The following is a 26,672-nucleotide window of genomic DNA, read 5'->3' as shown; positions in this document are numbered from 1 at the left end:
TCGCCACACAGTGCAAAGAGGCCCCATGACTGAAATACGCCACATCGTTTTCGACATCGGCAGAGTGCTGATCCACTACGATCCCAACATTCCGTTCAGCCGCCTCATTCCGGATGCCGAAGAGAGAAAGTGGTTTTTCGACAATGTCTGCACGCATGATTGGAACATCGAGCAGGATCGCGGCCGCACCTGGGAAGAGGCCGAGGCGCTGCTGATCGCGGACCATCCCGATCACGCGGAAAACATCCGCGGGTTCCGCCGCCACTGGCACGAGATGGTTCCACATGCCTATGACGACAGTGTCGCCATCATGCTCGGTCTGATCGAGAGCGGCCACGACGTGACCATGCTGACCAACTTCGCCAGCGACACGCTGGCCGAAGCCCGCGAGCGCTTCGATTTCCTCAACCGCCCGCGCGGCGTCACCATCTCGGGCGAGATCGGCATGATCAAGCCGGATCGCGGCATCTACGATCACCACGTCGCCGCATTCGGCCTCGAACCGGCGGCCACGCTGTTCATCGATGACAGCCAGAAGAACGTCGATGGCGCGAAGGCGGCAGGCTGGCAGTCGGTGCTGTTCACCGATGCAGAGACGCTTCAAGCAGACCTCGAACGTCTCGGAATCAAGGCTTGATTTGAATCACTTCGCGCGATCCGTTGAGCCTTTGAATCAACGGCATTCGAAGCAATTGGCAGGGGTTCAGGCCCCTGCCCGCTCCATGCCGAGCCGCGCGATGCGGCGAAGCTCGTCGATCGGGGTCAGGCCACCGCTGCGCTCATAATGCCAGAAGGTCCAGCCGTTGCAGGCATCCAGCCCCTGCACTTCGGCGCCGATCTTGTGGATCGAACCGGCGCTGTCGCCGATCGCCACAGTACCGTCGGCGCGCACCTTGGCGGCCCAGCGCTTCTTGGCGTCGTAGAGCGTCGCACCCGGCATCATCAGGCCGGTGTCGATCAGGCTGACGAAAGCAACGCGCGGCTCGGCGCGCTTGCCGGTCAGCACGGTGAGATCGGCGCCATCCAGTGGCCGCACCGCGTCGATGCGCTCGTTGGCGGCGTCGATATAGGCCTGCTCGCGTTCGATGCCGACGAAATGGCGGCCGAGACGCTTGGCCACCGCGCCGGTGGTGCCGGAGCCGAAAAAGGGATCGAGCACGATGTCGCCCGGTTTGGTCGAGGCCATCATGATGCGGGCAAGCAGCGCTTCCGGCTTCTGCGTCGGGTGCAGCTTGTCGCCATTGTCGTTCTTCAGCCGCTCGCCGCCGGTGCAGATCGGAAACAGCCAGTCGGAGCGCATCTGGATATCGTCGTTGGACGCCTTCATCGCTTCGTAGTTGAAAGTGTACCCCTTGCCCTTCTGGTCGCGGGTGGCCCAGATCATCGTCTCATGCGCGTTCTGGAAGCGGCGGCCGCGGAAATTCGGCATCGGGTTGGTCTTGCGCCAGACCACGTCGTTGAGGATCCAGAAGCCGAGATCCTGCATCTTGGCGCCGACACGGAAGATGTTGTGATAGGAGCCGATGACCCAGATGGTGCCGTTGGGTTTCAGCACCCGGCGCGCCGCCAGCAGCCAGGCCCGCGTGAAAGCGTCATAGGCCTCGAAACTCTCGAACTGGTCCCATTCGTCATCGACGGCGTCGACCTTCGACTGGTCGGGGCGGTGCAGGTCGCCGTCGAGCTGCAGATTGTAGGGCGGATCGGCGAAGATGACGTCGATCGATTTTTCGGGCAGCCGGTCGAGCGCGGCGACGCAGTCGCCCTTGAGGATCGTGTCCAGCCATTCGGATTGCTGGGGGGCGTGGGATAGCTCGTCGAGAAGACGCACGGCAGACATTCTGACACCCAGGGCACGCGTTACTGTTTACTCCTGGTTATGGTTACCGATCAGCGTAAATATTCCGTGAAGGCCAAGGCACGGGTGGGGCGAATTTGCGAAGGCGGCCCTGTTGGTGTATGCCGCGCCGCCTGAGCCTTCCGAGGCCACTTCGCCCTCCCATTGTCCGGATCACCATGCCCCAGCCAGACCTTGTCATCTTCGATTGCGACGGCGTGCTCGTCGATTCCGAGATCATCGCCGCCCGTGTCGACGCCGAGCTTTTGACCTTGGCAGGATACGAGATATCGGCTGAGGAGATTTCGGAGAGCTATGCCGGCCTGACCTTCAAGGACATCATGCTGCGGGTCGAGGAAAAGTCCCGCATCCCCTTCCAGGCCTCTCTGATCGACAGGGAGGAACAATTGGTCGACCGCAAACTGCGCAGCGACGTCCGCGCCATCGATGGCGCGCGCGAGGCCGTTGCCGCGGTAACCGTGCCGCGCTGCGTCTGCTCGAATTCACGCTCCGAGCGGATCGAATTCATGCTGGAGAAGGTGCATCTTTTGCCGTTTTTCGCCGACCGGATTTTTTCGGCGATGGAAACACCGACCGGGAAAACGAAACCGGCGCCGGACGTGTTCCTGTTCGCGGCGGAGAAACTCAACGCCAACCCGGCAAACACTTTCGTCATCGAGGATTCCGTGCACGGCGTCCACGGCGCAAGGGCGGCGGGCATGCGGGTGATCGGCTTCACCGGAGCCGCCCACAGCTATCCCGGCCATGCCGACGCGCTCACCGAGGCCGGCGCCGAGACGGTGATCCGCCGCTGGGCGGAGCTGAAAAGCGTGATCGCGGCGCTGTCGGAGTGGTCGGACGCCTGAGAAGCGTGCGCCGCGACGCACGCCTCATGCAACTGCCGAGACCTAGTTCGTCGCGGCAGCCCTCTTGCGGCGGGTCTTCTTCGGCTTGTCGGCCGTTGCCTGATGCGCGGTTTCGTCATAGCCGGCAAAGGCCTGATAATCCTGCGCCGTCGGCTCGGGCACGACGACATTGGAATCGGTGAAGACGAACTGCGTGGCAACCGAAGGATCGGTGACCTGGACCTGATACTGGTGGAGCTGCGAGTAGAGGACCTCGGTGCCATGCATCACAGCCGTTCGGATCGGCATGGTGATCGTGCCTGGAGAAAACTTCGGTCCGGGGACAATCTTGCCGGCGACCGCAATCTTCATCGTCAGCTGGCCGTTGGCACGGCTGCAGTCGCGTGTCACGTCGCTGACCGACGCCTGGTAGATGATATTGGCCGATTCGTCGGGCGGAGTTGCAGCAGCGGCGTCAGCCTCGGCCTGGGCCGCGGCATCCTGCGCGGCGTCGCCGGTCTTCTTGATCCTGGGCTTGGGCTTCTGAGCTTCCCTGGAATAGGTGTTGAAGAAGGCCGTGCCGTCGCGCACCGTCACCCGGGGGCAATAGGCCTGCAACTGGCTGGCCAGTATCTTGGGATCCTGGGGCGGCGGTGGCGCCGTCGGGTCCTCCTTCTTGCCTATGCCGAGGTTCAGGATGCCATTGTCGCCCGATTGGCAGCCGGCGGCGGCAAGCATAAAGCCGGTGAGCGCAAGACCCGCCAAAAAGCGACCACTGAATGTACGAAACGCCATGAAACTGCACTTCCCTCTCGCAAAGCTGGTGACGTATATCAACCGCGCGGCAAAAATGCGACTGAGCCAGCGCAGAAATTAACCACCTTGCGGTGGATGGAAAAGCCAAGCAGTAACGGAATTGTGACATGCACTATGTGAGTACCCGCGGGGAAGCCCCCGTTCTCGGATTTTCCGACGCCGTGCTGGCCGGGCTGGCGCGCGACGGCGGGCTCTACGTGCCGCGCGAGTGGCCACAGTTTTCCGCCGCCGAGATCCGCGCCATGCGCGGCCTTGCCTATCCCGACCTTGCGATCCGCGTGCTGTCGCCGTTCCTTGGCGACGAAATCCCGGCCTCCGTTTTCGAGCGGCTGGTGCGCGAAGCCTATGCCACCTTCCGCCACGAGGCCGTCTGCCCGCTGGTGCAGACCGGCCCCAACACCTTCATCCTGGAACTTTTCCACGGGCCGACGCTCGCCTTCAAGGACGTGGCGATGCAGCTTCTGGCCCGGCTGATGGACCATGTGCTTGCCGAACGCGACCAGCACGCCACCATCGTCGGCGCCACCTCGGGCGATACCGGCGGGGCGGCCATCGATGCCTTTGCCGGTCGCAGCCGGACCGACATCTTCATCCTTTTCCCGCACGGCCGCGTCTCGCCGGTGCAGCAGCGGCAGATGACGACGTCGACGGCTGCAAACGTCCATGCGCTGGCGATCGAAGGCAATTTCGACGATTGCCAGGGACTGCTCAAGGACATGTTCAACGATCACGGCTTCCGCGACCGGGTTGCGCTTTCGGGCGTCAATTCGATCAACTGGGCCCGGATCATGGCCCAGATCGTCTATTATTTCTCCTCGGCGCTGTCGCTCGGCGCGCCGGACAGGCCGGTCTCCTTCACCGTGCCGACCGGCAATTTCGGCGATATCTTCGCCGGCTACGCCGCCAAGAAGATGGGCTTGCCGATCGAGCGGCTGGTCATCGCCACCAACGACAACGACATTCTGGCGCGCACCTTTTCGACCGGCGAATACCGCACCAAGGGCGTCTTTGCGACCACGTCGCCGTCGATGGATATCCAGGTGTCGTCCAATTTCGAACGCCTGCTGTTCGAGGCCTCCAGCCGTGACGCGGCGACCGTGCGGCGCTACATGGACGGTCTGAAGCAGTCCGGCGCTTTCACCATCGAACCCCAGCAAATCGCCGGGATGCGGTCGGAATTCGACGCCGGCCGGGCTGATATGGACGAGGTCGCCGCCACCATCCGCTCGACGCTCGCGGCCAGCAACTATCTGCTCGATCCGCACACCGCGGCAGCTGTACATGTCGCTGCGGGCAAGGCGTCAGGCGCCGTCCCGATGGTGGTGCTGGGTACCGCACACCCGGCAAAATTCCCGGCCGCCGTCGAAGCCGCCAGCGGCGTGTCGCCCGCACTGCCCGCATGGCTAGGTGGGTTGATGACATCGGAGGAAAAATACACGGTACTTCCCTCCGACCTGAAAATGGTGGAAGATTATGTCGGCCGCCGCGCGCGGGCGGCGCGTTAAGGAGTACTAGCCATATGGGTGTTGAGGTAAGCCGTCTGTCGAACGGCCTGACAGTCGCCACCGAAACCCTTCAAAGCATCGAATCGGTTGCCCTTGGTGCCTGGGTCAAGTCGGGTGCCCGCAATGAACGTGAGGACGAGCATGGCATGGCCCATCTGCTCGAGCACATGGCGTTCAAGGGCACGAAAAGGCGGAGCGCCTTCGAAATCGCCTCGGAGATCGAGGACGTTGGCGGCGAGATCAACGCCGCCACCAGCGTCGAAACCACTTCCTACTATGCCAGGGTGCTCTCCGACGACGTGCCGCTGGCCGTCGACATTCTTGCCGACATCCTGCAGGAGTCCGAATTCGACCCGCAGGAACTCGAGCGCGAACAGCATGTGATCCTGCAGGAGATCGGCGCCGCGCACGACACCCCCGACGACATCGTCTTCGACCGCTTCACGGAAACCGCCTATCGCCATCAGACGATTGGACGCTCCATTCTCGGCACGCCCGAAACGGTCAAATCCTTCACCTCCAAGCAACTCCACGACTTCATCGAGCGGCAATATGGCGCCGAGCGCATGGTGATTGTCGCCGCCGGCGACATCAAGCATGACAATTTCGTGCGCGAGGTCGAAAAGCAGCTCGGCGGCTTCCGCAGCAAGGCCGACAGCACCATCCCGCAATATGCGCAATATGTCGGCGGCGATTTTCGCGAGGACCGCGACCTGATGGACGCGCAGATCGTGCTGGGGTTCGAAGGCCGGGCCTATCATGTGCGCGACTTCTATGCCTCGCAGGTGCTCTCGATGATCCTCGGCGGTGGCATGTCGTCGCGCCTGTTCCAGGAGGTCCGCGAGAAGCGCGGCCTGTGTTATTCGGTCTATGCCTTCCATTGGGGCTTTTCCGACACCGGCGTCTTCGGCGTCCATGCCGCGACCGGCCAGAGCGACATCGCCGAACTGGTGCCTGTCATTATCGACGAACTGCAGAAGGCCGGCGAGAAAATCCTGCAGGAAGAACTCGACCGGGCGCGCGCCCAATATCGCGCCGGACTGATCATGTCAGCCGAAAGCCCGGCCAGCCGCGCTTCGCAGATCGCACGGCAACTGCTCCTGTTCGGCCGGCCGATCGCCAAGGAGGAACTGATGGAACGGCTGTCGGCGCTGACGGTCGAGCGGCTGACCGATCTATCGTCGCGTTTGTTCTCGACCAAGCCGACGCTTACCGCTGTCGGGCCTGTGGGCACACTGGCGCCATACGAGGCGATCCTCGAATCGCTCGCAGGCACGCAGACCGCGGCCCGTAAGCTCGCCGTCTAAGCCCCTCGAAGCGTCGTGTTCGCGCTCCCTTTCTTTCGCCGCGACCTGCCGGCGCTGAAAGGCGACCGCGTCACGCTGCGCGTGCCGTTCACCAACGACTACCGCGAGTGGGCGGTGGTGCGTGGCGAAAGCCGCGCCTTCCTCGAACCCTGGGAGCCACGCTGGACTCCCGATGAACTCGACCGCAACGCATGGCGGCTGCGCATCAGCCGCTACCGCGAAGATTATGCGCAAGGAACCGCGATCGCCTTCTTCATCTTCGAGAAGAGCAGCGGCAAGCTTGCCGGCGGCATCACGCTCGGCAACATACGCCATGGCGTCTCGCAAAGCGGCCATGTCGGCTACTGGATCGGCGAGCGCTTCGGCGGCCGCGGCCTGATGACCGACGCGGTCAAGGTGGTGGCCCGCTTCGCCTTCGATACGCTGAGGTTGCACCGGATCGAAGCGGCCTGTATTCCCGACAACATCAGGTCGATCCGCGTGCTTGAAAAAGCCGGATTTCGGCGCGAAGGACTGCTGCGATCCTACCTCAGGATCAACGGCATCTGGCAGGACCACTACCTCTACGCCCGGATCGCGGACGATCCGCCGGGCGTTGGAACGAAGGACTGATTTTTGACGAATTTCCTGCGAAACGGGTCGCTGTTCGCCTTTGTCCTCGCGACACTCCTGACGCTGTGGGCGGCATCGTCGGCCTTCGCCGTGGAGCCGATCAAGATCGCCCGCGACGACGTCGCGCTCGACCTTTCCGGCGCCGTCGAGATCTACCGGAACCAGGGCGAGAATTTCCAGGTGTCGACCGCGCCGGGTCCGGACGGTATCGTGCGGCGCATCGAGGTTGAGGCCAATGATGCCCGTTCGACCGGCGACTGGGCGGTGTTCGCGCTCGCCAACACCACCGACCAGCAACTCGACCGGCTGATCGTCGCACCCCATTTCCGCCTGGTGAATTCCGGCATCTTCTGGCCGGATCTCGGCTCGACCCGCATCGCCGCCATCACGCCCAGCGAAGGCTTCGCGCTCGACCGCCAGACCAGCCCCGATGCCGACGTTTTCCGGGTGACGCTGAACCCCGGCACGGTGATCACCTTCATCGCCGAACTGGCCTCGCCGAAGCTGCCGCAGGTCTACCTCTGGGATCCGGAATCCTACAAGGACTCGGTCAATTCCTACACGCTGTTTCGCGGCATCGTCATCGGTATCGCAGGCTTGCTGGCGCTGTTCCTCACCATTCTTTTCGTGGTCAAGGGAACCTCGATGTTCCCCGCGACCGCCGCGCTTGCCTGGGCGGTACTGGCCTATATCTGTGTCGATTTCGGCTTCCTCAACAAGGTCATCGAGATCTCGCCCGGCAATGAGCAGATGTGGCGGGCGGGAACGGAGGTGGCGCTGGCTGGAACCTTCGTGGTGTTCCTGTTCGCCTATCTCAACCTCAACCGATGGCACGGCCATTTCAGCTACGGCGCACTGGTCTGGATTCTCGGGCTGGTGCTGATCGCCGGGGTCGCGATCGTCGATCCGGCGGTTGCCGCCGGCATCGCCAGGCTGTCCTTCGCCGCAACCGCACTGACCGGGCTTGGCCTGATCATCTTCCTCGGCATACGCGGCTACGACCGTGCCATCATGCTGGTGCCCAGTTGGGTCATGGTGCTGTTGTGGCTATGCGGATCGTGGATGGCGATCACCGGCATGCTCGACAACGACATTGCCCAGCCGGCCCTGGGCGGCGGGCTGATCCTGATCATCCTTCTGATCGGCTTCACAGTGATGCAGCACGCCTTTGCCGGCGGCGCCCTGCACCAGGGCCTGTTCTCCGACCTCGAGCGGCAGGCGCTGGCGGTGGCCGGATCGGGCGACACGGTCTGGGATTGGGACGTGCTGCGCGACCGCGTCGTCACCAAGCCCGATGTCAGCATCCAGCTCGGCCTGGCACCGAACAGCCTTGGCGGCGCGGCCCGCAACTGGCTGCCGGTGCTGCATGCCGACGACCGCGACACGTTCCGCACGACGCTCGACGTGGTGCTCGAACACCGGCGCGGCCGGGTGTCGCAGAATTTCCGCCTGCGCGGCGCCGACGGCCACTATCACTGGTTTTCACTGCGCGCACGCCCGGTCATCGGCTCGGACGGCGAAGTCATCCGCTGCGTCGGCACCATGGTCGACGTGACTGAGCAGAAAAAGTCCGAGGAAAGGCTGCTGCACGACGCCGTGCACGACAATCTGACCGGCCTGCCGAACCGTGAACTTTTGATGAACCGGCTGGAAGCGATCATCTCGATCGCGCGCACCGAAGAGAAGGTGCGGCCGACCGTCTTCGTCATCGACATCGACCGTTTCAAGCAGGTCAATGACGGGCTCGGCATCTCGGCCGGCGATACCATCCTCTTGACCATCGCGCGCCGCCTGCACCGGCTGCTCAAGCCGAAGGATTCGCTGTCGCGCTTTGCCGGCGACCAGTTCGCTTTGATGCTGCTGTCCGAACAAGACCCGGCCCGCATCGCTGCGGTCGCTGATGCCATAAAGCATGCCATCAACAACCCGATCACCTTCGCCAAGCGCGAGATCGTGCTGACCGCGTCGATTGGGCTGATCACCTGGAATTCGCCGCAGATGTCGGCCGAGGACATGGTCAAGGATGCCGAGCTTGCCATGCACCAGGCCAAGCGCTTCGGCGGCGACAGGATCGAGCCGTTCCGTCCGGCTTTCCGCACTGTCGGCACCGACAGGCTGCAATTCGAATCCGACCTGCGCCGCGCCATCGAGCGGCGCGAATTCACGCTTGCCTACCAGCCGATCGTGCGGCTCGAGGACGGCAGTGTCGCCGGCTTCGAGGCGCTGCTGCGCTGGGACCACCCGCGCCGCGGCATGATCCCGCCGGCGGATTTCATCCCGGTAGCCGAAAGCTGCGGTCTTATCGTGCAGCTCGGCCTGTTTGCCATGCAGCAGGCGGCGGAAGATCTCGCCAGCTGGCAAAAACAGATCGGCGACGCGCCGCTGTCGGTCTCGGTCAATTTGTCCAGCCGCCAGTTGATCCGCCGCGACCTGGTCAGCGACGTCCGCTCGGTCATCGCGCGGGCCAATCTGAAGCCGCGCTGCTTCCGGCTGGAGCTCACCGAATCGCTTGTCATGGACAATCCCGAGCAGACCGCCCATGTGCTGACCAAGCTGAAGCAGCTCGGCATCGGCCTGTCGCTGGACGATTTCGGCACCGGCTACTCCTCACTGGCCTACCTGACGCGTTTCCCCTTCGACACCATCAAGATCGACAAGAGCTTCGTCGACGACAACACGCCCAAGCGCGCGGTGCTGCTGAAATCGATGGTCAACATGGCGCATGAGCTCGGCCTGTCCGTCGTCGCCGAGGGCATTTCGGACGAAAGCGATGCGCTGGAACTGCGTCAGATGGGCTGCGAATATGTGCAGAGCTTCATGTTCGGCGCCCCGATGCCGGGCGACCAGGTGCTGAAGACGCTAAAAGAGCAGTATCCGCTGACGCAAGCGTGAGCGGATCAGGCGTGCCCGGCCGCCAGGCTGAGATGCGCAAGGTCGATACCGATCGAGGCGAGGATCCGGTCGTATTTGCGCTCGATATCGGTGTCGAACAGAAGCTCGGCATTGGCCGGACAGGTCAGCCAGCCATTTTCGGCGATCTCGGTCTCCAGTTGGCCGGCGCCCCAGCCGGAATAGCCGAGCGCCATCAGCGCATGACGAGGCCCGCGGCCGGACGATATGGCGCGCAATATGTCGACGGTCGCCGTCAGGCAGATGTCGTCGGAAACGGTCAGCGACGATTCCACCCGATAGTCTCCCGAATGCAGGACGAAGCCCCGGCTGCGGTCCACGGGGCCGCCATTGCGCACGACGAAATCGCGGGCCTGAGCCGGCAATCGGATCGCCTCCTGCTCGTTCATGATGCCCAGTTGCACGAGCAAGTCCGGAAACAGCATCTGCTGCGTCTGGTTGATGATCAGGCCCATGGCGCCTTCATCGGAATGTGCGCAGACATAGATGACCGAGCGCGTGAAACGGTCGTCCTTCATGCCGGGCATGGCAATCAGGAACTGATCGTCGAGAAAGCCGCGACTGGCGACCGTCTTCTTGTGGCGCAACAAGTCCATGAAGGGAGCGTAACGCGTTTCCAAAGCGCCGAAAAGATGCGCCGTGCTGGATTCGACCAAAGCTTGTGGCGGCGGCTCGAACATTCTTCTCCCTCGAAGTCACGCAAATATGATACCGGCAAGGCCATGAAATCATTGCGCGGCCACGAACGGACGATCAAATCACCGCCATGCGAAGCTTGAAAATCCTGCTGCTCGGCGCCGCCATCGGATCGGCAACCGCTCTTCCCGCCGCCGCCTCCTCATCGGCGTGGTACAACAGCGAAGGCGGCAAGGTCCGGCTGGTGACCTCAGGCAAAGCCGACGACACCGGCCGCATCCAGGGCGTTCTCGACATAGCGCTCAAGCCCGGCTGGAAGACATATTGGCGCGATCCGGGCGACGCGGGCGTGCCACCGCAACTCGACATTTCAGCCAGCACCAACATCGCCGACGCAGCGCTATCGTTTCCGGCGCCGCAGCGCCATGACGACGGCTATGGCAAATGGGCAGGCTACAACTATCCGGTTTCTCTGCCGGTGACATTCACGCTGGCGGCGCCGAACCAGCCGGCGTTGATCGATGCCGACATCTTTCTCGGCATCTGCGAAACGATCTGCATTCCGGTGCAGACGCGGCTGACCGTCGACCCCGCCTCCGATCCGGACAATGCCGAGGACGCAGCGCTGGTGAAGGCGAGTTTCGCGGCGCTACCAGCGCCCGCGAGGTCCGATTTCGGCATCGCTGTGCTGCCGGGCGACCACGAGACGCTGATTGTCGAAGCGAGCTTTCCCGGCGATCCGGAGGCGGCGGATTTCTTCGTCGCCGGCGAGCGGGACTACATGTTCGGCACCCCTGCCCGCAGCGAAAAGGACGGCAAGCTGATCTTCACCGTGCCGATCCTCGATCGCCCCTCGACGACGCCGACCGATGGCGGGCTTCACTATACGCTGACGAGTTCGGCGGGCGCGGTCGAAGGGGTTCTGCCTTTCCCTTGATCCAGCCCACCCCAACGGTTGCAGGAAGCCGTCGGGTTCGCTAGGCAAAGACACGTCCTTCCCCATTTTCCCAAGCGAGGAATCCATGACCATTTCCGTTGGCGGCAAGCTGCCTGACGTGACCTTCAAGACGATGACCGCCGATGGCGCCAAGCCGATCACCGGGGCCGAGATCTTCCCGGGCAAGAAGGTCGTGCTGTTTGGGGTTCCCGGCGCCTTCACACCGACCTGCAGCAACAACCATTTGCCGGGTTATCTCGAGAACCACGATGCCATCCTGGCGCGCGGCGTCGACACCATCGCCGTCGTTTCGGTCAACGACGTCCATGTCATGGGCGCCTGGGCGCACTTCACCGGCGGTGAGGGCAAGATCATGTTCCTCGCCGACGGCAGTGGCGATTTCGCCAAGGCGGTAGGCCTCGACAATGACCTTTCCGCCAGCGGCATGGGGCTGCGTTCGAAGCGGTTTTCGATGATCGTCGACGACGGCAAGGTCACCGCGCTCAATGTCGAGACCAAGCCTGGTGTCGACGAGTCCGGCGCGGCTCATATTCTGGGACAGCTCTGAAGTTCAGCGCGGCGTGGGGTGTGGAACGACGATCGCGCTTGTAGCCCAGGGCTTGCGTTTGGGGGGATTCTAGCGATGTTTGACATGTTCTGGCGCGCTATCGCGATCGGCATCGGCGCCACCGTCCTGATGGATCTCTGGGCCATCTTCCTGCACAAGGCGTTCGGCCAGCCACGGCCGAACTGGGGGCCGGTCGGTCGCTGGGTCTGGCATCTCCGTGACAAGGTCTTCCACGACGATATCGGCGGTGCCGCACCGTACGTGCATGAAAAGGCGCTGGGTTGGGCCTTTCACTATTTTGTCGGCATCGTCTACGGCATCATCCTGGTGGTGCTGGCCGGAGCGGGCTGGCTTGCCGCGCCGACATTCCTGCCGGCCTTCATCCTCGGCATCGTCACCGTCGGCGCCGGCTGGTTCCTGCTGGCACCCGGCATGGGCGCCGGCTGGGCGGCCTCGAAGCGGCCCAACCCGATGCTGATCCGGGCGCTGAATCTGGTGTCGCACACCGTGTTCGCACTTGGGCTTTGGGGCACGGCGCTGCTGATCCGATAAGGGTCTACAACTGCGCTGGCCAGTCGATCGGCAGCCAGCAGTAGATAACGCGGTGCGCGCCGATATCGTAGTAGTTGCCACCCCCGCCGGCTGATCCGCTTCTTCGTACCTGAGAGCCGCGCCGCTCCGGAAATCAATAGCTCTGGGTAGAGCGCCGCACTTTCGCGATTGCCGGTTGTTTGGCCGGCGCAGCAGGCTTTGCCGCTGCTGCAGGCTTGAACGGACCTTTCTTGAACGGCGCCATGCCTTCGCGCGCAAGCTCGTCGGCGCGCTCGTTCTCGACATGACCGTCATGGCCCTTGACCCAGTTCCAGGTGACCTTGTGGCGCTTGTTGGCCTCGTCGAGCGCCTGCCAAAGTTCACCGTTCTTCACAGGCTTCTTGTCGGCGGTCTTCCAGCCGTTCTTCTTCCAGCCGTGGATCCACTTGGAAATACCGTCCATGACATACTTGCTGTCGGTGTGAAGGTCGACCGTGCACGGCTCCTTCAGCGCGTTCAGCGCCGAAATGGCGGCCAACAGTTCCATGCGGTTGTTGGTCGTCTCGGCTTCGCCGCCGGAAAGCTCCTTGGTGGTGCCGTTGAAGCGCAGGATCGCGCCCCAGCCGCCAGGGCCGGGATTGCCCGAACAGGCGCCGTCGGTGAAGATCTCAACCAGTTTGCTCATGATACCCCATATCAGGCCAATCCATATTCCGAAGGAGATTTGATCGCCCGGTGGAACCGCATCCTTCTGATGTATTCGGTCGGATCGCGCTTCATCACCAGCCCGCCATCGGGGACGGTCAGCCAGTCGTACAGCCGGGTCAGCATGAAGCGCAACGCCGAACCGCGCGCCAGCACCGGCAGCGCAGCTTGTTCCTGGTCGCTCAGGGGCCGGACGCTCTGGTAGCCGGCGAGCAGCGCCTTGCCCTTGGTGAGGTTGAAGGAAAAATCCTTCTCGAAGCACCAGGCGTTGAGACAGGTGGCGACATCATAGGCGTAGAGGTCGTCGCAGGCGAAATAGAAATCGATCAGGCCGGACAGTTTTTCGCCGAGGAAGAAAACGTTGTCCGGGAAAAGATCGGCGTGGATGATGCCTTTGGGAAGGTCCTTCGGCCAGTTGCGCTCGAAATCGGCAAAGTCGGCATCGACCTCGGCCGCTAGGCCCGGCTCGACCTCGTCTGCGCGATCGCGCGCTGCATCCCAGAGCTTGCGCCAGCCGTCGATGGCCAGGGCATTCGGACGCGTCATCGAAAAATCGGCACCGGCCAGATGCAACTGCGCCAATGCCTTGCCGACCTCGGCACAATGCGTTGCTGTGGGCCGCCGCAACGAAAGCCCTTCCAGGAAGGTGATGATGACCGCCGGCCGGCCGGCGAGCGTGCCGATGACGCTGCCGTCATGCGCGGTCACCGGCAGCGGGCAGGACACGCCCTTGTTGGCGAGATGGCCCATCAGCCCCAGAAAAAACGGCAGATCCGCCTTCTCGACGCGCTTCTCATAGAGCGTCAGGATGTAGGAGCCGCTGGAGGTGTGCAGCAGAAAGTTCGAGTTCTCGGTGCCTTCGGCGATGCCCTTGTAGGACAGGAGATCGCCGACCGGATAGTGCTTCAGGAATGCGCCGAGTTCGCCTTCCGCAACGTCGGTGTAGACCGCCATGTGCCTTACGCGGCTCCATTGACGAAGGCCATGTCGGCCCGCGTCAGTTCGACATCGCGCAGGACCCGCATGACTGGAAAATCCTCGGTTTCCGTGGCCGTGATGGCAAGATCGATCGTGACATCGAAGCGTTGCCGGAACGCGTCGATGATCTCGTCGACGATGATTTCGGGCGCCGACGCGCCGGCCGACAGGCCAAGCGTCGAAATGTTGCCGATGTCATTCCACGGAATCTCGGCGGCGCGCTGCACGAGAAGCGACATCGTAGCGCCCGCACGCTCCGCCACTTCGACAAGGCGTCGCGAATTGGAGGAATTGGGGGCGCCGACGATCAGATAGAGATCGGCGCCCGGCGCGGTGTCCTTGACGGCTTCCTGGCGGTTGGTGGTGGCATAGCAGATCGATTCCGCCGCTGGTGCCTGCAGCGCCGGAAAGCGATCCTGCAAGGCGCGGATGATGCCGGCGGTGTCCTCGACAGACAATGTGGTCTGGGTAACGAAGCCGAGCGCCTGCGGATCGGCGGGCGAGAGCTTTGCGGCATCGGCTTCGGTTTCGATCAGCGTCACCGCTCCGTCCGGCAGTTGGCCCATGGTGCCGATCACTTCGGGATGACCGGCGTGACCAATCAACAGCACATGGCGGCCGAGCCGCTGATGGCGCATCGCCTGCTTGTGGACCTTCGACACCAGCGGGCAGGTGGCATCGAGATAGAAGAGATTGCGCGCCTTCGCATCCGCCGGCACCGATTTCGGCACGCCATGCGCCGAGAACACGACGGGCGACTGCCGATGTTCGGCCGGTATCTCGGAGAGTTCCTCGATGAAGACGGCGCCAAGGCTTTGCAGCCCCTCGACGACGTAGCGGTTGTGCACGATCTCATGGCGGACATAGACCGGCGCGCCATATTTCTTCAGCGCCAGCACGACGATCTGGATGGCACGGTCGACACCGGCGCAAAAACCGCGCGGCTGGCAGAGCCGGATCGTCAGAGGTGGTTTGGTGGTTGTCTGAAGCATTAAATCCGGGCCGGTTGATCAAAGCCGAAATGAAGTGCGCACCCCTGCCCTGTCAAGGGCATCGGTTGAAAGGGGGCATCAGCCGCGTTCATTCGTCTTTCGCGGGACGGCGAAGCCGCAGGATGAGCACGGCTGCGAGCGCCGCGGCAAGCCCGTACCAAGTCATCGCATATTGGAGATGGCTGTTCGGGAGGTCGATGATGGTGACGCCGCCAACCGGCAAGCCGCCTGGGTTTGGCGTCTTGTCTGCGTCGATGAAGATCGGCACCAGCGCGGCGCCCGCCGGCAGACCGGCGCTTGCAGCCATCACGTCGCGGTCCTTCCAGTAGAAGATGTTCTTCGCCACGTCGTTGTCGGGAAGCATCATCGACGGCTTGCCCGGCAGCGGGTTGCGGGCCAGCCCGGTGACCGTCACACTGCCAGCCACCTGTCCCTTGGCGCGCTTGGCGGCGTCCTTCAGATCGTAAGGCACGAAGCCGCGATTGATCAGGACGAAGCGTCCGTCGTCGAGCGCCAGCGGCGTGTAGACATTGAAGCCGGCATCACCCTCCCAGGTCGCGTAGAAATGGCGTTCGCCTTGATGCAGGAACGTGCCGGTGACGGTGACAGGCGTATAATCGACATCGCCGGTGGCGGCGAACTCTTTCTCGACCGCAACCAACGGCAACGGAGCCGAATGGGTGCGCTGGTCGATGGTCTGCAGAAGGCCTTCCTTCCAATACAGGCGCTGCATCTGCCAGGTGCCGAGCACCAGCAGGATCAGGAACAGCACAAGGCCAAGGCCGAGCAGCAATGCCGATCGCGGCCGCGAACGACCGTCAGTTTTAATGGAAGCCTCGCTCATTCGCCGCGATCCAGCCGGCCCTCGGCCGCTTGGTTGCGGTATTGCAGCGTCAGCAGCACGCCCTTGATCAGCCGCAGCGCCGTCAAGCACAGCACAACAGCCAGCGGAATCCAGACCAGCAGATGCAGCCAGAGCGGCGGGCTGAACGTGACTTCTACCCAGAGCGCCAGGCCGACGATGATAAAGCCGATGATCAGGATCACGAACACCGCCGGCCCGTCGCCGGCATCAGCGTAGGAATAATCGAGGCCGCAATTGACGCATCGCTTGCCGACGGTGAGGAAGCCGGAAAATAGCCGCCCCTCGCCGCAGCGCGGGCAACGGCCATGCAGGCCGGCCGAGATCGGATCGATCGGCGGCCAGATCGCCCTATCTTCACTCTTGGAAGAGTCGTCGCTCATTGCTTACCGCTCGATTTCAGATCGACCGGCAACCAGTTCATCTTGCCACTCATTGCCTACCGCTCGATCTCGATCGGTGTGCCATCGGCCACCATCGCCCAGATTTCGTCCATATCGGAGTCCGTAACCGCAATGCAGCCGTCGGTCCAGTCGACCAATTGAAGCAGCCAGCCCCACCAGCCATAACCGTTTGGCTGGCCGTGGATCATGACCATGCCGCCCGCGTCGACATTGCGCGCCCTGGCGGCCGCCAGATCGTCGGTATTGGGGTACGAAATATGGATCGATCTGTGCGCGATGCTGTTCGGGTTGCGCCAGTCGAGGACATAGTTCCCCTCGGGCGTGCGTTGATCGCCCTCCTGGTGCTTATGCCCGACAGGATCGCCGCCGAGTGCGATGCCGTAGCTGCGCAGGATCTTGCCGTCGCCGATGAGTTCCAGCCGGCGTTCGGCTTTGTGGACACGCACCAGATCCACCTTCTCGCCGGCAAAGGCCGGGAGTGCCGCGATCATCAATGCGCAAATGGCCCGGAAAATTGTCAGCCGCATTGGCTATCGATCAGCGATCATTGCGCCAAAAAGAAGAAGGCGGCCACATTGCCGCGGCCGCCCCTCCCCAAACGGAAATTCCTCAGGCCAGGATCAGTGGCCCTCGATCACCGCGCCGACCGATCCCCAGACGTAGATCGAGGCGAACAGGAACAGCCAGACCACGTCGACGAAGTGCCAGTACCAGGCGGCCGCCTCGAAGCCGAAATGTTGTTTGGGGGTGAAATCACCCTTCATCGCCCGGATCAGGCAGACCAACAGGAAGATGGTGCCGATGATGACGTGGAAACCGTGGAAGCCGGTCGCCATGAAGAAGGTGGCGCCATAGATGGAATCCTTGAAGGCGAACGGAGCATGCATGTACTCGTACGCCTGCACCATGGTGAACAGCATGCCGAGGCCAACAGTCAGCACCAGGCCGTTGATCAGGCCTTTGCGATCGCCATGGATGAGCGAATGGTGCGCCCAGGTCACCGTGGTGCCGGACAGCAGCAGGATGACGGTGTTGTAGAGCGGCAAATGGAAGGGGTCGAGAACTTCCATGCCCTTCGGCGGCCAGACACCGCCGGTAAACGCGGTGCGGGCATATTGCTGGACTTCGCTCGGAAACAGGCTGGCATCGAAATAGGCCCAGAACCAGGCAACGAAGAACATCACCTCCGAGGCGATGAACATGATCATGCCGTAGCGCAGATGCAGCGACACGACACGCGTGTGATGGCCCTCATGCGCTTCCTTGATCGTGTCCGACCACCAGGCGAACATGGTGTAGAGGATGATCACGAGACCGATGAAGAACAGCCATGGATTGGCGATGTTGAAGCCGAAGATCGGGAACGAGCCGCCCTTCAGGTATTCCATCAAGCAGACGCCGCCAAAGGCGGCGACAAGTGCGCCTACCGATCCCAGGAAAGGCCACGGGCTCGGGTCAACGAGATGATAGTCATGCTGTGGTTTTGCGTGCGCGTCTGCCATATCAACCCCCGAGATTTGCTTCGGTATTCGAAATTGTCTTGCTATTGCCCTTGGCCGGCTCCGAGGAGGCGACCGGCTTGGCCTTCTCGACCGGGAACATCGTATAGGACAGCGTGATCGTCTTCACGTCCTTCAGTTCCGGCACATTGACGATGTCGGGGTCCACGTAGAACAGGACCGGCATGTCCAGTGTCTCGCCGGGCTTCAGCGTCGTGTCGGTGAAGCAGAAGCACTCGACCTTGTTGAAATAGGGACCCGCCAGTTCAGGCTGCACGTTGAAGGTGGCGCGGCCGGTCACGGGACGATCGAACTTGTTGGTCGCCTGATAGTGCGCCTGCACGGTCTCGCCGATCTTCATCGTCATCGAGCGCTGGACCGGCTGGAACTCCCACGGCACGCCAGCGATGTTGGCATCGAAGCGGACGGTGATCTCGCGGTCGAGCACGCGGCCGGCATACTGCTTCTCGGCACGTTGCGTCGTGCCGCCATAGCCGGTCGCCTGGCAAAACATCTTGTAGAGCGGGACCGCGGCATAGGCCATGCCGATCATGCCGGTGAAAAAGGCGAGGCAGACAGCCGCGACGATGACGTTGCCGTTCTTGCCAGCCGCTTTTTTGGAGGTCCCGACGCTCATCACATCGTGCCCAGATTGTGGCCGAACTTCACGATCGTCGCGATGTAGAAAATGACCACCAGCAGCGCCAGCGCCACACCGATGGCGATAGAACGGCTGCGCTGCGCCTTCTTCTGACGCTCGGTCAACGTGACGGTCTCGAGCTTTTCCTCGATCATGGTCATGCTCCACCCATGGCAAGCGCGCGTTCGACAACGCTGTCGGCCAGATAGGCAGCGAAGATGGCGAAGAGATAAAGCAGCGAATAGGCGAACAGGGCCTTGGCCGGTTTCATGACGCGGTCATCGTCGGCCATGCTAAGCACTTTCCACGCGTACCAGACAAAACCGACTCCCAGAAGCAGGGCGGCCACGCCATAGAACGGCGTGGTGTAGCCAAGCAGCCACGGCAGCACGCCGACCGGGGCCAGCACCAGCGCATAGGCGAAGATCTGGCGGCGGGTCGAAGCGTGGCCGGCGACGTTGGGCATCATCGGAATGCCGGCCTTGGCATAGTCCTCGGACTTGAACAGCGCCAGCGCCCAGAAATGCGGCGGCGTCCACAGGAAGATGATCAGGAACAAGACAATGCTTTCGAGGCTGACTGTCCCGGTCACCGCGGCCCAGCCGATCACGGGCGGAATGGCACCGGCGGCCCCGCCGATGACGATGTTCTGCGGCGTCCAGCGCTTCAGCCACATCGTGTAGACGACGGCGTAGAAAAAGATGGTGAAGGCGAGCAGCGTCGCCGCCAGCCAGTTGACCAGCACGCCGAGCGTCATCACAGACAGCACCGACAGCACCAGCCCAAAGGTCAGGGCTTCGTGCGGCTGGATGCGACCGGCGGGGACTGGGCGGTTGGCGGTCCTGGTCATCACGGCATCGATGTCGGCATCGTACCACATGTTGAGCGCGCCGGAGGCACCAGCACCTATTGCAATAGCCAGGATGGCGATCACCGCCAGCAGAGGGTTGATGGTCACGGGTGCGGCGACCAGGCCGACAAAGGCGGTGAACACCACCAGCGACATGACGCGCGGCTTCAGCAGCGCGAAGAAATCGCCCGCCGTCGCTTCCGACATGCGAAAGCCCGCTTCGTCAATCAATGGGTCGTCGACAAGGGCCATGCGTACTTAAGTCCATCATCCGTTGGCCAAAACCGCCGGCGGACCGGCGGTTTCGTATTCGAGCGGGCAGCCGCCTTACTTGATTTTCGGCAGCTGTTCCCACTGGTGGAAGGGCGGCGGCGACGGCAGCTGCCATTCGAGCGTCGTTGCGCCCTCGCCCCATGGGTTGGCGCCGGCGATCCGCTTCTTCTGGAAGGCCTCGAACACACCATAGAGGAAGATCAGGACGCCGATGGCCGAGATATACGAGCCGATGGACGACACATAATTCCAGCCGGCGAACGCATCGGGGTAGTCGATGGTGCGGCGCGGCATGCCGGCGAGACCGAGGAAGTGCTGCGGGAAGAAGATCAGGTTCACGCCGACGAAGGTGACCCAGAAATGGGTGTTGGCGATGACGGGCGAATACATGTAGCCGGTCATCTTCGGGAACCAGTAGTACCAGCCGGCGAAGATGGCGAACACCGCGCCCAGTGACAGCACGTAGTGGAAGTGGGCAATGACGAAATAGGTGTCATGCAACGAGCGGTCGAGGCCGGCATTGGCCAGCTGGACGCCGGTGACGCCGCCGATGGTGAACAGGAAGATGAAGCCCAGCGCCCACAGCATCGGCGTCTTGAACGAAATCGACCCGCCCCACATCGTCGCGATCCAGGAGAAGATCTTCACGCCTGTCGGCACCGCGATGACCATGGTGGCGAAGACGAAATAGCGCTGCGTGTCGAGCGACAGGCCGGTCGTGTACATGTGGTGCGCCCACACGATGAAGCCGACGGCGCCGATCGCCACCATGGCATAGGCCATACCGAGATAGCCGAACACCGGCTTCCTCGAGAAGGTCGAGATGACGTGACTGATGATGCCGAAGCCCGGCAGGATCAGGATGTACACTTCAGGGTGACCGAAGAACCAGAACAGGTGCTGGAACAGGATCGGGTCGCCGCCGCCGTCGGGCGCAAAGAAGGTGGTACCGAAATTGCGGTCGGTGAGCAGCATGGTGATGCCGCCGGCCAGGACCGGCAACGACAGCAGGAGCAGGAAGGCGGTGATCAGCACCGACCAGGCAAACAGCGGCATCTTGTGCAGCGTCATGCCAGGCGCGCGCATGTTGAAGATGGTGGTGATGAAGTTGATGGCGCCGAGGATCGACGACGCACCGGCAATGTGGATCGACAGGATCGCCAGATCCATGGCCGGCCCGGGCTGGCCCGAGGTCGAAAGCGGCGGATAGAGCGTCCAGCCGCCACCGACGCCAAAGGCGCCCGGCGCGCTCGGCACGAACATCGAGGTGAGCAGCAGGATGAAGGCCGGCGGCAGCAGCCAGAAGGAGATGTTGTTCATGCGCGGGAACGCCATGTCGGGCGCGCCGATCATGATCGGAACCATCCAGTTGGCGAAACCGCCGATCAGCGCCGGCATGACCATGAAGAAGATCATGATCAGGGCGTGCGCGGTGGCGAAGGCATTGTACATGCTCTTGCCGCCGTCGATCGCGGCGTCACCGTTCATGCCATAGACCATCTGCGCCAGGCCGCTGAATATCTGGATGCCAGGCTCCTGCAACTCCATGCGGATGGCGACAGACAAGGCACCGCCGATGATGCCGGCCATGATCGCGAAGATCAGGTAGAGCGTGCCGATGTCCTTGTGGTTGGTCGAATAAACCCAGCGGACCCAGCCGTGATAAGGCTTGTGGTCGTGCCCGTCGTGAGCTGCAGCGTCTGCCATGTTCCGCTCCGTTCCCTAAATCTTGCTAACCCGCGGCATCAGTTGCCGGCGGACGCTACCTTGTTCTGGCCGTCGACCTCGGCCATCAGCGTCTTGTTGGCGCCGGGCAGATCGGTCTTGGCTGCCGCCAGCCAGGTCTTGAACTGCGCATCGGAGACGACGCGGATGGCGATCGGCATGAAGGCATGGTCCTTGCCGCAGAGCTGCGAGCACTGGCCGTAAAAAATACCTTCCTTCTCCGCCTTGAACCAGGTCTCGTTGGTGCGGCCCGGAATGGCATCGATCTTGATGCCGAACGACGGCATGGCAAAGGAGTGGATCACGTCGGTCGCGGTGACGAGCACGCGGGTCATGGTGTTGACCGGCACCACCAGTTCATTGTCGACCGCGAGCAGGCGCGGATAAACCTTGCGGTCCTCCTTGCCGGCGGCGGCGCGGTCGGTGTCCTGAAGGATCGCGGAATTGAAGGAGAGCGTGTTTTCGGTCTGGTACTCGTAGTCCCAGTTCCACTGGTTACCGGTCGCCTTGACGGTCAGCTTCGCTTCTTCCGGCGGCGTGTATTGCGCGGTCAGCAGCTGGAACGAGGGAATTGCCAGGCAAAGCAGGATGACGACCGGACCGACAGTCCAGATCACCTCGATCAGCGTATTGTGGCTGGTCTTGGACGGAACCGGGTTCGCGCTCGCACGGAATCTGACGATGCAATAAGCGAGGAGAAGCAGCACCAGGATGGTGATCGGAACGATGAACCACATCGTGTAGTTCCCGAACCACTCGATCTGCCGCATCATGTCGGTCGCCGGCGCCTGGAAGGTTGTCTCCCAGTTCTTGGGCTGGTCGGCATGGGCGGATGCGCCGGCGAAAAACGTGACAGCGGCACAAGCACTTAGAAACTTGGCACTTGCTGGAACCTTGGCGTTTGCCAGGAAATTTCTCATCGCCCTCATCGTCTCCCAGTTCCTCGCTGCGGTACCCACGAGAATAACGAACAATGCCGGGACGGGAATCCCGACAGTTTCAAGCTGGTTCAAACCATACTCTTTTTCCCTCCGCAAGAAAGGAGCGGACGAAACCGTGCGGCATTTTTGCGCGCAAGCCCGGATATGCCTTTGGAGGCAGCCGCGGCAGCACCGAATCGCCTACAGTGAGCCCGCAGCAGCATTCCCGCGGGCCGCAGGTGCCGAACGTCGCAATTCGGGCGAAATTGGCAGGGAAAAGCGCCCAATTGGCTTTTTCGGGGCAGACCTGGTGCGGTCTCGTCCTTTACTTGGCTTTGGCGCGGCTTAAAGTGCCGTGATTCGCAATGGAGCCGTCATGAATTACTGGCTTTCGAGAAACTCTCGGTTTTCGAGAAACTGGGCGAAGGTCATCTTTTTCGCCGCCCTGTCTGGCATCGGCTTGTCCGCGATCGTGTCCGGCACGGCGAACGCCGCGCAGCCGAGCGGCACCGTGCGCTCGACACATGGCGCATGGTCGATCATCTGCGACACGCCGGCCGGTGCCACCTCGGAACAATGCGTGATGATGCAGAACGTCGTCGCCGAGGACCGTCCGGAGATGGGACTGTCGGTCGTGGTGCTGCGCACCGCCGACAACAAGGCGGAGATCCTGCGCGTGCTGGCGCCGCTCGGCGTGCTTTTGCCCAACGGGCTCGGCCTCAATGTCGACGGCAAGGATATCGGCCGCGCCTATTTCGTGCGCTGCTTCCAGGACGGCTGCTATGCCGAGGTGATCCTCGAAAAGCCGCTTCTCGACACGCTGAAGACCGGCACGTCGGCCACCTTCATCGTTTTCCAGACCCCGGAAGAAGGTATCGGCATCCCGGTCGACCTCAAGGGCTTTGCCGACGGCTTCGCCGCCCTCCCCTGAAAGCCCGGCGACATCACCGGCTTCAACCAGAAGTGACTTCGACGGGCTGCTGGCAAACCGCTTTTGTCGTTACAATGCGGCAGAGCGATTGTCTCGGCGTGCCTTCGCGCCTACATCGTGGCAAAGACCCATTCCTCCTGTGAACGGATGCGCCATGAACAGCCTGATCGGCCAATTCGACATTTCAGACGATCGCATCAAGCGGATCGTCGCCGATACCATCAACGGCGCCGATGACGGCGAACTGTTCCTCGAATACAGCGAGAGCGAAGCGCTGATGTTCGACAATGGCCGCCTGAAGACCGCCAACTTCAACACCGACCAGGGGTTTGGCCTGCGTGCGGTTGCCGGCGAAGCCAGCGGCTATGCGCATTCCAGCGACCTCTCCGAAGCGTCGCTGCTGCGCGCGGCCGATGCCGTTTCAACCGTCAAGGGCGGTTATTCCGGCACGCTTGCCGCCGCACCGGCCCGCACCAACCGCCATCTCTATGGCGAAGAGAACCCGATCCCCTCGCCCTCCTTCGAGGCCAAGGCAAAGCTCTTGCAGGAAATCGACGCCTGGCTGCGCGCCGAGGATCCGCGCGTGCGGCAGGTTTCGGCATCGCTCGCCGCATCCTGGCAGCATGTCGAGATCGTGCGCGCCGATGGCCAAATGGTGCGCGATATCCGCCCGCTGGTCCGCATCAACGTCTCCGTCGTGGTCGGCGATGGCGACCGCCAGGAGAGCGGCTCCTACGGCATGGGTGGCCGCAAGGCGTTTGGCGAATTCCTGGTCGAGGACAGCTGGAAGCACGCCGCCAAGGAGGCGCTCAGGCAAGCTCTGGTCAATCTCGAGGCCATACCGGCCCCGGCCGGCACTTTCGACATCGTCTTGTCTAGCGGCTGGCCGGGCGTCATGCTGCACGAGGCCGTCGGCCATGGGCTGGAAGGCGATTTCAACCGCAAGAAGACCTCGGCCTTCGCCGGCCTGCTCGGCCAGCAGGTCGCCGCCAAAGGGGTCACCGTCGTCGACGACGGCACCATGCCCGAACGGCGCGGCTCGCTGACCGTCGACGATGAAGGCACACCTTCGGCCCGCAATGTGCTGATCGAGGATGGCAAGCTGGTCGGCTACATGCAGGATCGCCAGAATGCCCGGCTGATGGGCATGAAGGCGACCGGCAACGGCCGCCGCGAAGGCTATGCCCACCAGCCGATGCCGCGCATGACCAACACCTATATGACGGCGGGCGACATGGAGCCGGACGAAATCATCGCCTCGGTCAAGAACGGCATCTATGCCGTCTCGTTCGGCGGCGGCCAGGTCGACATCACATCGGGCAAATTCGTGTTCGGCTGCACCGAGGCCTACATGATCGAGAACGGCAAGGTGACGCAGCCGATCAAGGGCGCGATGCTGATCGGCAACGGTCCGGACGCCATGCACCGCGTCTCGATGATCGGCAACGACATGAAGCTCGACACCGGCATCGGCATGTGCGGCAAGGCCGGACAGGGCGTGCCCGTCGGCGTCGGCCAGCCGCATCTGCGCATGAACCAGATGACGGTGGGCGGCACCAGGGTTTGATAAGAACAGTCGACGAGCTTACTCGCCCATCTGAGTTGCCCTAAAGCCAGGATGCCGGCGATTTCGGCAGACGACGGTCGGGGTCGACGACCTCCAGGCGCGGCGCGCCATCCTCGTTCCAGCGCCAGAGCGCAACGCAGGTGCCGCCGGGCGACATGAAGGACGGATAGATCACGCCGTTCACCCCATCGGCAAGCAGGCGATCCCGCAGCTTGTGGGTCTCGGGCACAAGGCCCTGATCCAGCATGTCTCGCCATTCGCATTGGTGAATGCCCGCCGTCATGGCCAATTCGCTCAGCATTGCGGCATCGGTCAGATCGGCCAAGCGCGCGCCCGAGAGCTCAAGTTGGGCAATTAACGCCGGATGCTGGACAAAGCCCTGATTGTACTCCGCCCAGGCGGTGGACAATTCGCGCGCCGCATAGATCGTTGAAGCGCCAATTGGATTCCAGCGACCGCCGAAGTGGGCAGCGCCCTCGCCCGAAAGCGGCAGATGCGCCCAACGCGGTACGAAGGCCCGCCACAAGGTCAGGCTGATCTCAGGCATACACGCCGGAGCGGACGGCCTCCAGATAGGCCAGCACCTTGTCCGTCTTGCCCTCGCGAACCAGGTCGTAGGCGGTCTTTCCCGCCCAGCCGGGGATCGGCTGGTGCTTAAACCAGATCGCCGCACGTTGCTCGCCGCCGGCCATTTCACCGGCCATCGACAGGATGCGGACGATCGGGCTGAGGGCGGCGTCGACCTTGCGCGCGCCGGCCTTGGCGGCAAGTGTGTTGCGCGCGACCCCGATCAGGCCGGCCAATTCGGTCAGGTTGACACCAAGCTGTTCCGCGACACGCCTTGCCGAAAGGTAAGGCGACCGTTCCTCGCCAAAGCGTGACGCCGGAACTTCGAGGGCTGCGGAGTTCATGACGATTACCTAGCATAGTTTGATGCGTACGGTATCAAAATAGGCCCAATTCACGCGCAACTCAAGCACAAGCGACCTACCGCCTCCGCTTCGGCTTCTCCAGCAACGCCACGGCCTCAACATGCGGCGACCACAGGAACTGGTCGATCGGCGTCACGCTTTTCAGGATGTAGCCGCCGTCGATGAGGATGCGCAAATCTCGCGCGAGCGTCACCGGATTGCAGGACACCGCGGCGACGTACGGCACATCCGAGCGGGCGATCTGCTTCGACTGGTCCTCGGCGCCGGCGCGCGGCGGATCGAACACCACACCGTCGAAGGCATTCAATTCCTTGAACGTCAACGGCCGGCGGAACAGGTCGCGGCGTTCACCCGTCACCCGCTTCAAGCCAGTGGCGAAACGCGATCCACGGTCGAGGGCCGAAAGGGCTGCCGCATCGCCCTCCACCGCATGAACTTCCGACTTCGCGGCCAGACGCAGAGCAAAACTGCCGCAGCCGGCGAAAAGATCCGCCACCTTCTTGGCACGCTTCAGATGTCCGCCGACGATATCGGCCATCGCCTGTTCGGCGGCCTCGGTTGCCTGCAGGAACGCGCCCGGGGGCAAGGCGACAGCGACGCTGCCGAACATGACAACAGGCTTTTTCGGCTCGATGATGATCTCGTCATCGATGGACAGCCTGGCAAAGCCCTGCGCCATGACGAAATTGGCAGCGATGCGGCGCTGATGCTCCCCCAGCTTGCCGGATTCGTGAACCGCGACATCGAGACCCGAACCGGTCACGGTGACCGCTAGCCGGAACGATTTGGTGGTTGCGCAGACCAATTCGGCAAGCGCCTTCAAGCGATCAAGCGAAGCGACGATCTCAGGAAGCGAGATCGGGCATTCCGATATGGCTATGATCTCCGGCGAC

29 protein-coding genes are annotated in these 26,672 nt (G+C 62.8%); 11 read left to right on the top strand and 18 right to left on the bottom strand.

Annotation, left to right across the window (positions count from 1 at the left end; translation table 11 throughout):
- Nucleotides 1-25: 25 nt before the first annotated feature.
- On the top strand, nucleotides 26-637 hold the full coding sequence (locus tag EN906_RS01825; protein ID WP_127268825.1) for an HAD family phosphatase: 612 nt from the start codon (nucleotides 26-28) through the stop codon (nucleotides 635-637).
- 66 nt (nucleotides 638-703) lie between these two features.
- Here EN906_RS01825 and EN906_RS01820 read toward each other — a convergent pair whose 3' ends face one another.
- On the bottom strand, nucleotides 704-1,837 hold the full coding sequence (locus EN906_RS01820) for a site-specific DNA-methyltransferase (RefSeq protein WP_127268824.1): 1,134 nt from the start codon (nucleotides 1,835-1,837) through the stop codon (nucleotides 704-706).
- A gap of 176 nt (nucleotides 1,838-2,013) precedes the next feature.
- On the opposite strand from EN906_RS01820, the gene EN906_RS01815 reads away from it, so the two are divergent.
- Complete coding sequence (locus tag EN906_RS01815; RefSeq protein WP_127268823.1) at nucleotides 2,014-2,700, top strand: HAD family phosphatase; 687 nt, start codon at nucleotides 2,014-2,016, stop codon at nucleotides 2,698-2,700.
- A 42-nt stretch (nucleotides 2,701-2,742) separates the two neighbouring features.
- Here the strand turns inward: EN906_RS01815 and EN906_RS01810 are convergent, their stop codons facing one another.
- Nucleotides 2,743-3,474 carry a hypothetical protein gene (locus EN906_RS01810; protein WP_127270306.1) on the bottom strand — a complete coding sequence of 244 codons (732 nt, stop codon included), beginning with the start codon at nucleotides 3,472-3,474 and terminating at the stop codon, nucleotides 2,743-2,745.
- 128 nt (nucleotides 3,475-3,602) lie between these two features.
- On the opposite strand from EN906_RS01810, the gene thrC reads away from it, so the two are divergent.
- From thrC to EN906_RS01790, 4 genes are read left to right on the top strand one after another with little or no spacing between them, the layout of a single operon-like run.
- The gene (gene thrC / locus EN906_RS01805) at nucleotides 3,603-5,000 is read left to right on the top strand and encodes a threonine synthase (protein ID WP_127270308.1); all 1,398 of its coding nucleotides are present in this window, start codon (nucleotides 3,603-3,605) and stop codon (nucleotides 4,998-5,000) included.
- Nucleotides 5,001-5,014: 14 nt separating this feature from the next.
- Nucleotides 5,015-6,307: a pitrilysin family protein gene (locus EN906_RS01800; RefSeq protein ID WP_127268574.1), complete on the top strand. Its 1,293-nt coding sequence runs from the start codon at nucleotides 5,015-5,017 to the stop codon at nucleotides 6,305-6,307.
- A 15-nt stretch (nucleotides 6,308-6,322) separates the two neighbouring features.
- Nucleotides 6,323-6,919: a GNAT family protein gene (locus EN906_RS01795; protein ID WP_127268573.1), complete on the top strand. Its 597-nt coding sequence runs from the start codon at nucleotides 6,323-6,325 to the stop codon at nucleotides 6,917-6,919.
- 3 nt (nucleotides 6,920-6,922) lie between these two features.
- Nucleotides 6,923-9,811 carry an EAL domain-containing protein gene (locus tag EN906_RS01790; RefSeq protein WP_127270311.1) on the top strand — a complete coding sequence of 963 codons (2,889 nt, stop codon included), beginning with the start codon at nucleotides 6,923-6,925 and terminating at the stop codon, nucleotides 9,809-9,811.
- A gap of 5 nt (nucleotides 9,812-9,816) precedes the next feature.
- On the opposite strand, the gene EN906_RS01785 is transcribed toward EN906_RS01790, so the two are convergent.
- Nucleotides 9,817-10,425 carry a YqgE/AlgH family protein gene (locus tag EN906_RS01785; RefSeq protein WP_023808594.1) on the bottom strand — a complete coding sequence of 203 codons (609 nt, stop codon included), beginning with the start codon at nucleotides 10,423-10,425 and terminating at the stop codon, nucleotides 9,817-9,819.
- Nucleotides 10,426-10,595: 170 nt separating this feature from the next.
- Here EN906_RS01785 and EN906_RS01780 point away from each other — a divergent pair, with 170 nt between their 5' ends.
- From EN906_RS01780 to EN906_RS01770, 3 genes are all read left to right on the top strand, one after another.
- Entirely contained in the window at nucleotides 10,596-11,402 is an 807-nt protein-coding gene (locus EN906_RS01780) for a protein-disulfide reductase DsbD domain-containing protein (RefSeq protein ID WP_127270313.1), read from the top strand.
- A gap of 85 nt (nucleotides 11,403-11,487) precedes the next feature.
- Nucleotides 11,488-11,970 carry a peroxiredoxin gene (locus EN906_RS01775; RefSeq protein ID WP_127270016.1) on the top strand — a complete coding sequence of 161 codons (483 nt, stop codon included), beginning with the start codon at nucleotides 11,488-11,490 and terminating at the stop codon, nucleotides 11,968-11,970.
- Between the two features lie 75 nt (nucleotides 11,971-12,045).
- Nucleotides 12,046-12,522, top strand: coding sequence for a DUF2938 domain-containing protein (locus tag EN906_RS01770; RefSeq protein WP_127270018.1), 477 nt, complete (start codon nucleotides 12,046-12,048; stop codon nucleotides 12,520-12,522).
- Nucleotides 12,523-12,655: 133 nt separating this feature from the next.
- On the opposite strand, the gene rnhA is transcribed toward EN906_RS01770, so the two are convergent.
- From rnhA to coxB, 12 genes are all read right to left on the bottom strand, one after another.
- Nucleotides 12,656-13,186, bottom strand: a complete 531-nt coding sequence (gene rnhA / locus EN906_RS01765) for a ribonuclease HI (RefSeq protein ID WP_127270020.1) — start codon at nucleotides 13,184-13,186, stop codon at nucleotides 12,656-12,658.
- A gap of 11 nt (nucleotides 13,187-13,197) precedes the next feature.
- On the bottom strand, nucleotides 13,198-14,160 hold the full coding sequence (locus EN906_RS01760) for a homoserine kinase (protein ID WP_127270022.1): 963 nt from the start codon (nucleotides 14,158-14,160) through the stop codon (nucleotides 13,198-13,200).
- 5 nt (nucleotides 14,161-14,165) lie between these two features.
- On the bottom strand, nucleotides 14,166-15,176 hold the full coding sequence (ispH, locus tag EN906_RS01755; RefSeq protein ID WP_023808604.1) for a 4-hydroxy-3-methylbut-2-enyl diphosphate reductase: 1,011 nt from the start codon (nucleotides 15,174-15,176) through the stop codon (nucleotides 14,166-14,168).
- 88 nt (nucleotides 15,177-15,264) lie between these two features.
- The gene (locus EN906_RS01750; protein WP_164748751.1) at nucleotides 15,265-16,020 is read right to left on the bottom strand and encodes an SURF1 family protein; all 756 of its coding nucleotides are present in this window, start codon (nucleotides 16,018-16,020) and stop codon (nucleotides 15,265-15,267) included.
- Nucleotides 16,017-16,421, bottom strand: coding sequence for a DUF983 domain-containing protein (locus EN906_RS01745; RefSeq protein ID WP_127270316.1), 405 nt, complete (start codon nucleotides 16,419-16,421; stop codon nucleotides 16,017-16,019). The genes EN906_RS01750 and EN906_RS01745 overlap by 4 nt, the downstream gene beginning before the upstream one ends.
- 56 nt (nucleotides 16,422-16,477) lie before the next feature.
- Nucleotides 16,478-16,969, bottom strand: a complete 492-nt coding sequence (locus EN906_RS01740; protein WP_127270319.1) for a L,D-transpeptidase family protein — start codon at nucleotides 16,967-16,969, stop codon at nucleotides 16,478-16,480.
- Nucleotides 16,970-17,062: 93 nt separating this feature from the next.
- Nucleotides 17,063-17,944, bottom strand: coding sequence for a cytochrome c oxidase subunit 3 (locus EN906_RS01735; RefSeq protein WP_127270321.1), 882 nt, complete (start codon nucleotides 17,942-17,944; stop codon nucleotides 17,063-17,065).
- 1 nt (nucleotide 17,945) lies between these two features.
- On the bottom strand, nucleotides 17,946-18,578 hold the full coding sequence (locus EN906_RS01730; RefSeq protein WP_127270322.1) for a cytochrome c oxidase assembly protein: 633 nt from the start codon (nucleotides 18,576-18,578) through the stop codon (nucleotides 17,946-17,948).
- Nucleotides 18,578-18,736, bottom strand: coding sequence for a hypothetical protein (locus EN906_RS01725; RefSeq protein ID WP_013532777.1), 159 nt, complete (start codon nucleotides 18,734-18,736; stop codon nucleotides 18,578-18,580). The genes EN906_RS01730 and EN906_RS01725 overlap by 1 nt, the downstream gene beginning before the upstream one ends.
- Before the next feature lie 2 nt (nucleotides 18,737-18,738).
- Nucleotides 18,739-19,683: a heme o synthase gene (locus tag EN906_RS01720; protein ID WP_127270323.1), complete on the bottom strand. Its 945-nt coding sequence runs from the start codon at nucleotides 19,681-19,683 to the stop codon at nucleotides 18,739-18,741.
- Nucleotides 19,684-19,758: 75 nt separating this feature from the next.
- The gene (ctaD, locus tag EN906_RS01715; protein WP_023808611.1) at nucleotides 19,759-21,411 is read right to left on the bottom strand and encodes a cytochrome c oxidase subunit I; all 1,653 of its coding nucleotides are present in this window, start codon (nucleotides 21,409-21,411) and stop codon (nucleotides 19,759-19,761) included.
- 38 nt (nucleotides 21,412-21,449) lie between these two features.
- Nucleotides 21,450-22,466 carry a cytochrome c oxidase subunit II gene (gene coxB / locus EN906_RS01710; protein ID WP_164748750.1) on the bottom strand — a complete coding sequence of 339 codons (1,017 nt, stop codon included), beginning with the start codon at nucleotides 22,464-22,466 and terminating at the stop codon, nucleotides 21,450-21,452.
- A 259-nt stretch (nucleotides 22,467-22,725) separates the two neighbouring features.
- Here coxB and EN906_RS01705 point away from each other — a divergent pair, with 259 nt between their 5' ends.
- Together EN906_RS01705 and tldD are read left to right on the top strand one after the other, a co-directional pair.
- Nucleotides 22,726-23,280, top strand: a complete 555-nt coding sequence (locus EN906_RS01705; RefSeq protein ID WP_013532781.1) for an invasion associated locus B family protein — start codon at nucleotides 22,726-22,728, stop codon at nucleotides 23,278-23,280.
- Nucleotides 23,281-23,434: 154 nt separating this feature from the next.
- Entirely contained in the window at nucleotides 23,435-24,847 is a 1,413-nt protein-coding gene (tldD, locus tag EN906_RS01700; RefSeq protein WP_127270324.1) for a metalloprotease TldD, read from the top strand.
- A gap of 40 nt (nucleotides 24,848-24,887) precedes the next feature.
- On the opposite strand, the gene EN906_RS01695 is transcribed toward tldD, so the two are convergent.
- The 3 genes from EN906_RS01695 to EN906_RS01685 form a co-directional block, all read right to left on the bottom strand.
- Nucleotides 24,888-25,394: an RES domain-containing protein gene (locus tag EN906_RS01695; protein WP_127270325.1), complete on the bottom strand. Its 507-nt coding sequence runs from the start codon at nucleotides 25,392-25,394 to the stop codon at nucleotides 24,888-24,890.
- Nucleotides 25,387-25,758, bottom strand: a complete 372-nt coding sequence (locus tag EN906_RS01690; protein ID WP_127270326.1) for an antitoxin Xre/MbcA/ParS toxin-binding domain-containing protein — start codon at nucleotides 25,756-25,758, stop codon at nucleotides 25,387-25,389. Before EN906_RS01690 ends, EN906_RS01695 begins: the two co-directional genes overlap by 8 nt.
- 76 nt (nucleotides 25,759-25,834) lie before the next feature.
- The coding region (locus EN906_RS01685) for a class I SAM-dependent RNA methyltransferase (RefSeq protein WP_164777086.1) at nucleotides 25,835-26,672 on the bottom strand (838 nt) is incomplete at its 5' end.

Origin of the sequence: Mesorhizobium sp. M7A.F.Ca.CA.004.06.1.1, assembly GCF_003999135.1 — a bacterium.
Taxonomy (GTDB): domain Bacteria; phylum Pseudomonadota; class Alphaproteobacteria; order Rhizobiales; family Rhizobiaceae; genus Mesorhizobium.
This window is presented reverse-complemented; position numbering and strand designations above follow the sequence as displayed.

Bases quoted from the DNA above. Each gene is read 5' to 3' on its own strand.
- EN906_RS01825 (WP_127268825.1), top strand. From the start codon at position 26: ATGACTGAAATACGCCACATCGTTTTCGACATCGGCAGAGTGCTGATC.
- EN906_RS01820 (WP_127268824.1), bottom strand. From the start codon at position 1,837: ATGTCTGCCGTGCGTCTTCTCGACGAGCTATCCCACGCCCCCCAGCAA.
- EN906_RS01815 (WP_127268823.1), top strand. From the start codon at position 2,014: ATGCCCCAGCCAGACCTTGTCATCTTCGATTGCGACGGCGTGCTCGTC.
- EN906_RS01810 (WP_127270306.1), bottom strand. From the start codon at position 3,474: ATGGCGTTTCGTACATTCAGTGGTCGCTTTTTGGCGGGTCTTGCGCTC.
- thrC (WP_127270308.1), top strand. From the start codon at position 3,603: ATGCACTATGTGAGTACCCGCGGGGAAGCCCCCGTTCTCGGATTTTCC.
- EN906_RS01800 (WP_127268574.1), top strand. From the start codon at position 5,015: ATGGGTGTTGAGGTAAGCCGTCTGTCGAACGGCCTGACAGTCGCCACC.
- EN906_RS01785 (WP_023808594.1), bottom strand. From the start codon at position 10,425: ATGGACTTGTTGCGCCACAAGAAGACGGTCGCCAGTCGCGGCTTTCTC.
- EN906_RS01780 (WP_127270313.1), top strand. From the start codon at position 10,596: ATGCGAAGCTTGAAAATCCTGCTGCTCGGCGCCGCCATCGGATCGGCA.
- EN906_RS01775 (WP_127270016.1), top strand. From the start codon at position 11,488: ATGACCATTTCCGTTGGCGGCAAGCTGCCTGACGTGACCTTCAAGACG.
- EN906_RS01770 (WP_127270018.1), top strand. From the start codon at position 12,046: ATGTTTGACATGTTCTGGCGCGCTATCGCGATCGGCATCGGCGCCACC.
- rnhA (WP_127270020.1), bottom strand. From the start codon at position 13,186: ATGAGCAAACTGGTTGAGATCTTCACCGACGGCGCCTGTTCGGGCAAT.
- EN906_RS01760 (WP_127270022.1), bottom strand. From the start codon at position 14,160: ATGGCGGTCTACACCGACGTTGCGGAAGGCGAACTCGGCGCATTCCTG.
- ispH (WP_023808604.1), bottom strand. From the start codon at position 15,176: ATGCTTCAGACAACCACCAAACCACCTCTGACGATCCGGCTCTGCCAG.
- EN906_RS01750 (WP_164748751.1), bottom strand. From the start codon at position 16,020: ATGAGCGAGGCTTCCATTAAAACTGACGGTCGTTCGCGGCCGCGATCG.
- EN906_RS01745 (WP_127270316.1), bottom strand. From the start codon at position 16,421: ATGAGCGACGACTCTTCCAAGAGTGAAGATAGGGCGATCTGGCCGCCG.
- EN906_RS01740 (WP_127270319.1), bottom strand. From the start codon at position 16,969: ATGCGGCTGACAATTTTCCGGGCCATTTGCGCATTGATGATCGCGGCA.
- EN906_RS01735 (WP_127270321.1), bottom strand. From the start codon at position 17,944: ATGGCAGACGCGCACGCAAAACCACAGCATGACTATCATCTCGTTGAC.
- EN906_RS01730 (WP_127270322.1), bottom strand. From the start codon at position 18,578: ATGAGCGTCGGGACCTCCAAAAAAGCGGCTGGCAAGAACGGCAACGTC.
- EN906_RS01725 (WP_013532777.1), bottom strand. From the start codon at position 18,736: ATGATCGAGGAAAAGCTCGAGACCGTCACGTTGACCGAGCGTCAGAAG.
- EN906_RS01720 (WP_127270323.1), bottom strand. From the start codon at position 19,683: ATGGCCCTTGTCGACGACCCATTGATTGACGAAGCGGGCTTTCGCATG.
- ctaD (WP_023808611.1), bottom strand. From the start codon at position 21,411: ATGGCAGACGCTGCAGCTCACGACGGGCACGACCACAAGCCTTATCAC.
- EN906_RS01705 (WP_013532781.1), top strand. From the start codon at position 22,726: ATGAATTACTGGCTTTCGAGAAACTCTCGGTTTTCGAGAAACTGGGCG.
- tldD (WP_127270324.1), top strand. From the start codon at position 23,435: ATGAACAGCCTGATCGGCCAATTCGACATTTCAGACGATCGCATCAAG.
- EN906_RS01695 (WP_127270325.1), bottom strand. From the start codon at position 25,394: ATGCCTGAGATCAGCCTGACCTTGTGGCGGGCCTTCGTACCGCGTTGG.
- EN906_RS01690 (WP_127270326.1), bottom strand. From the start codon at position 25,758: ATGAACTCCGCAGCCCTCGAAGTTCCGGCGTCACGCTTTGGCGAGGAA.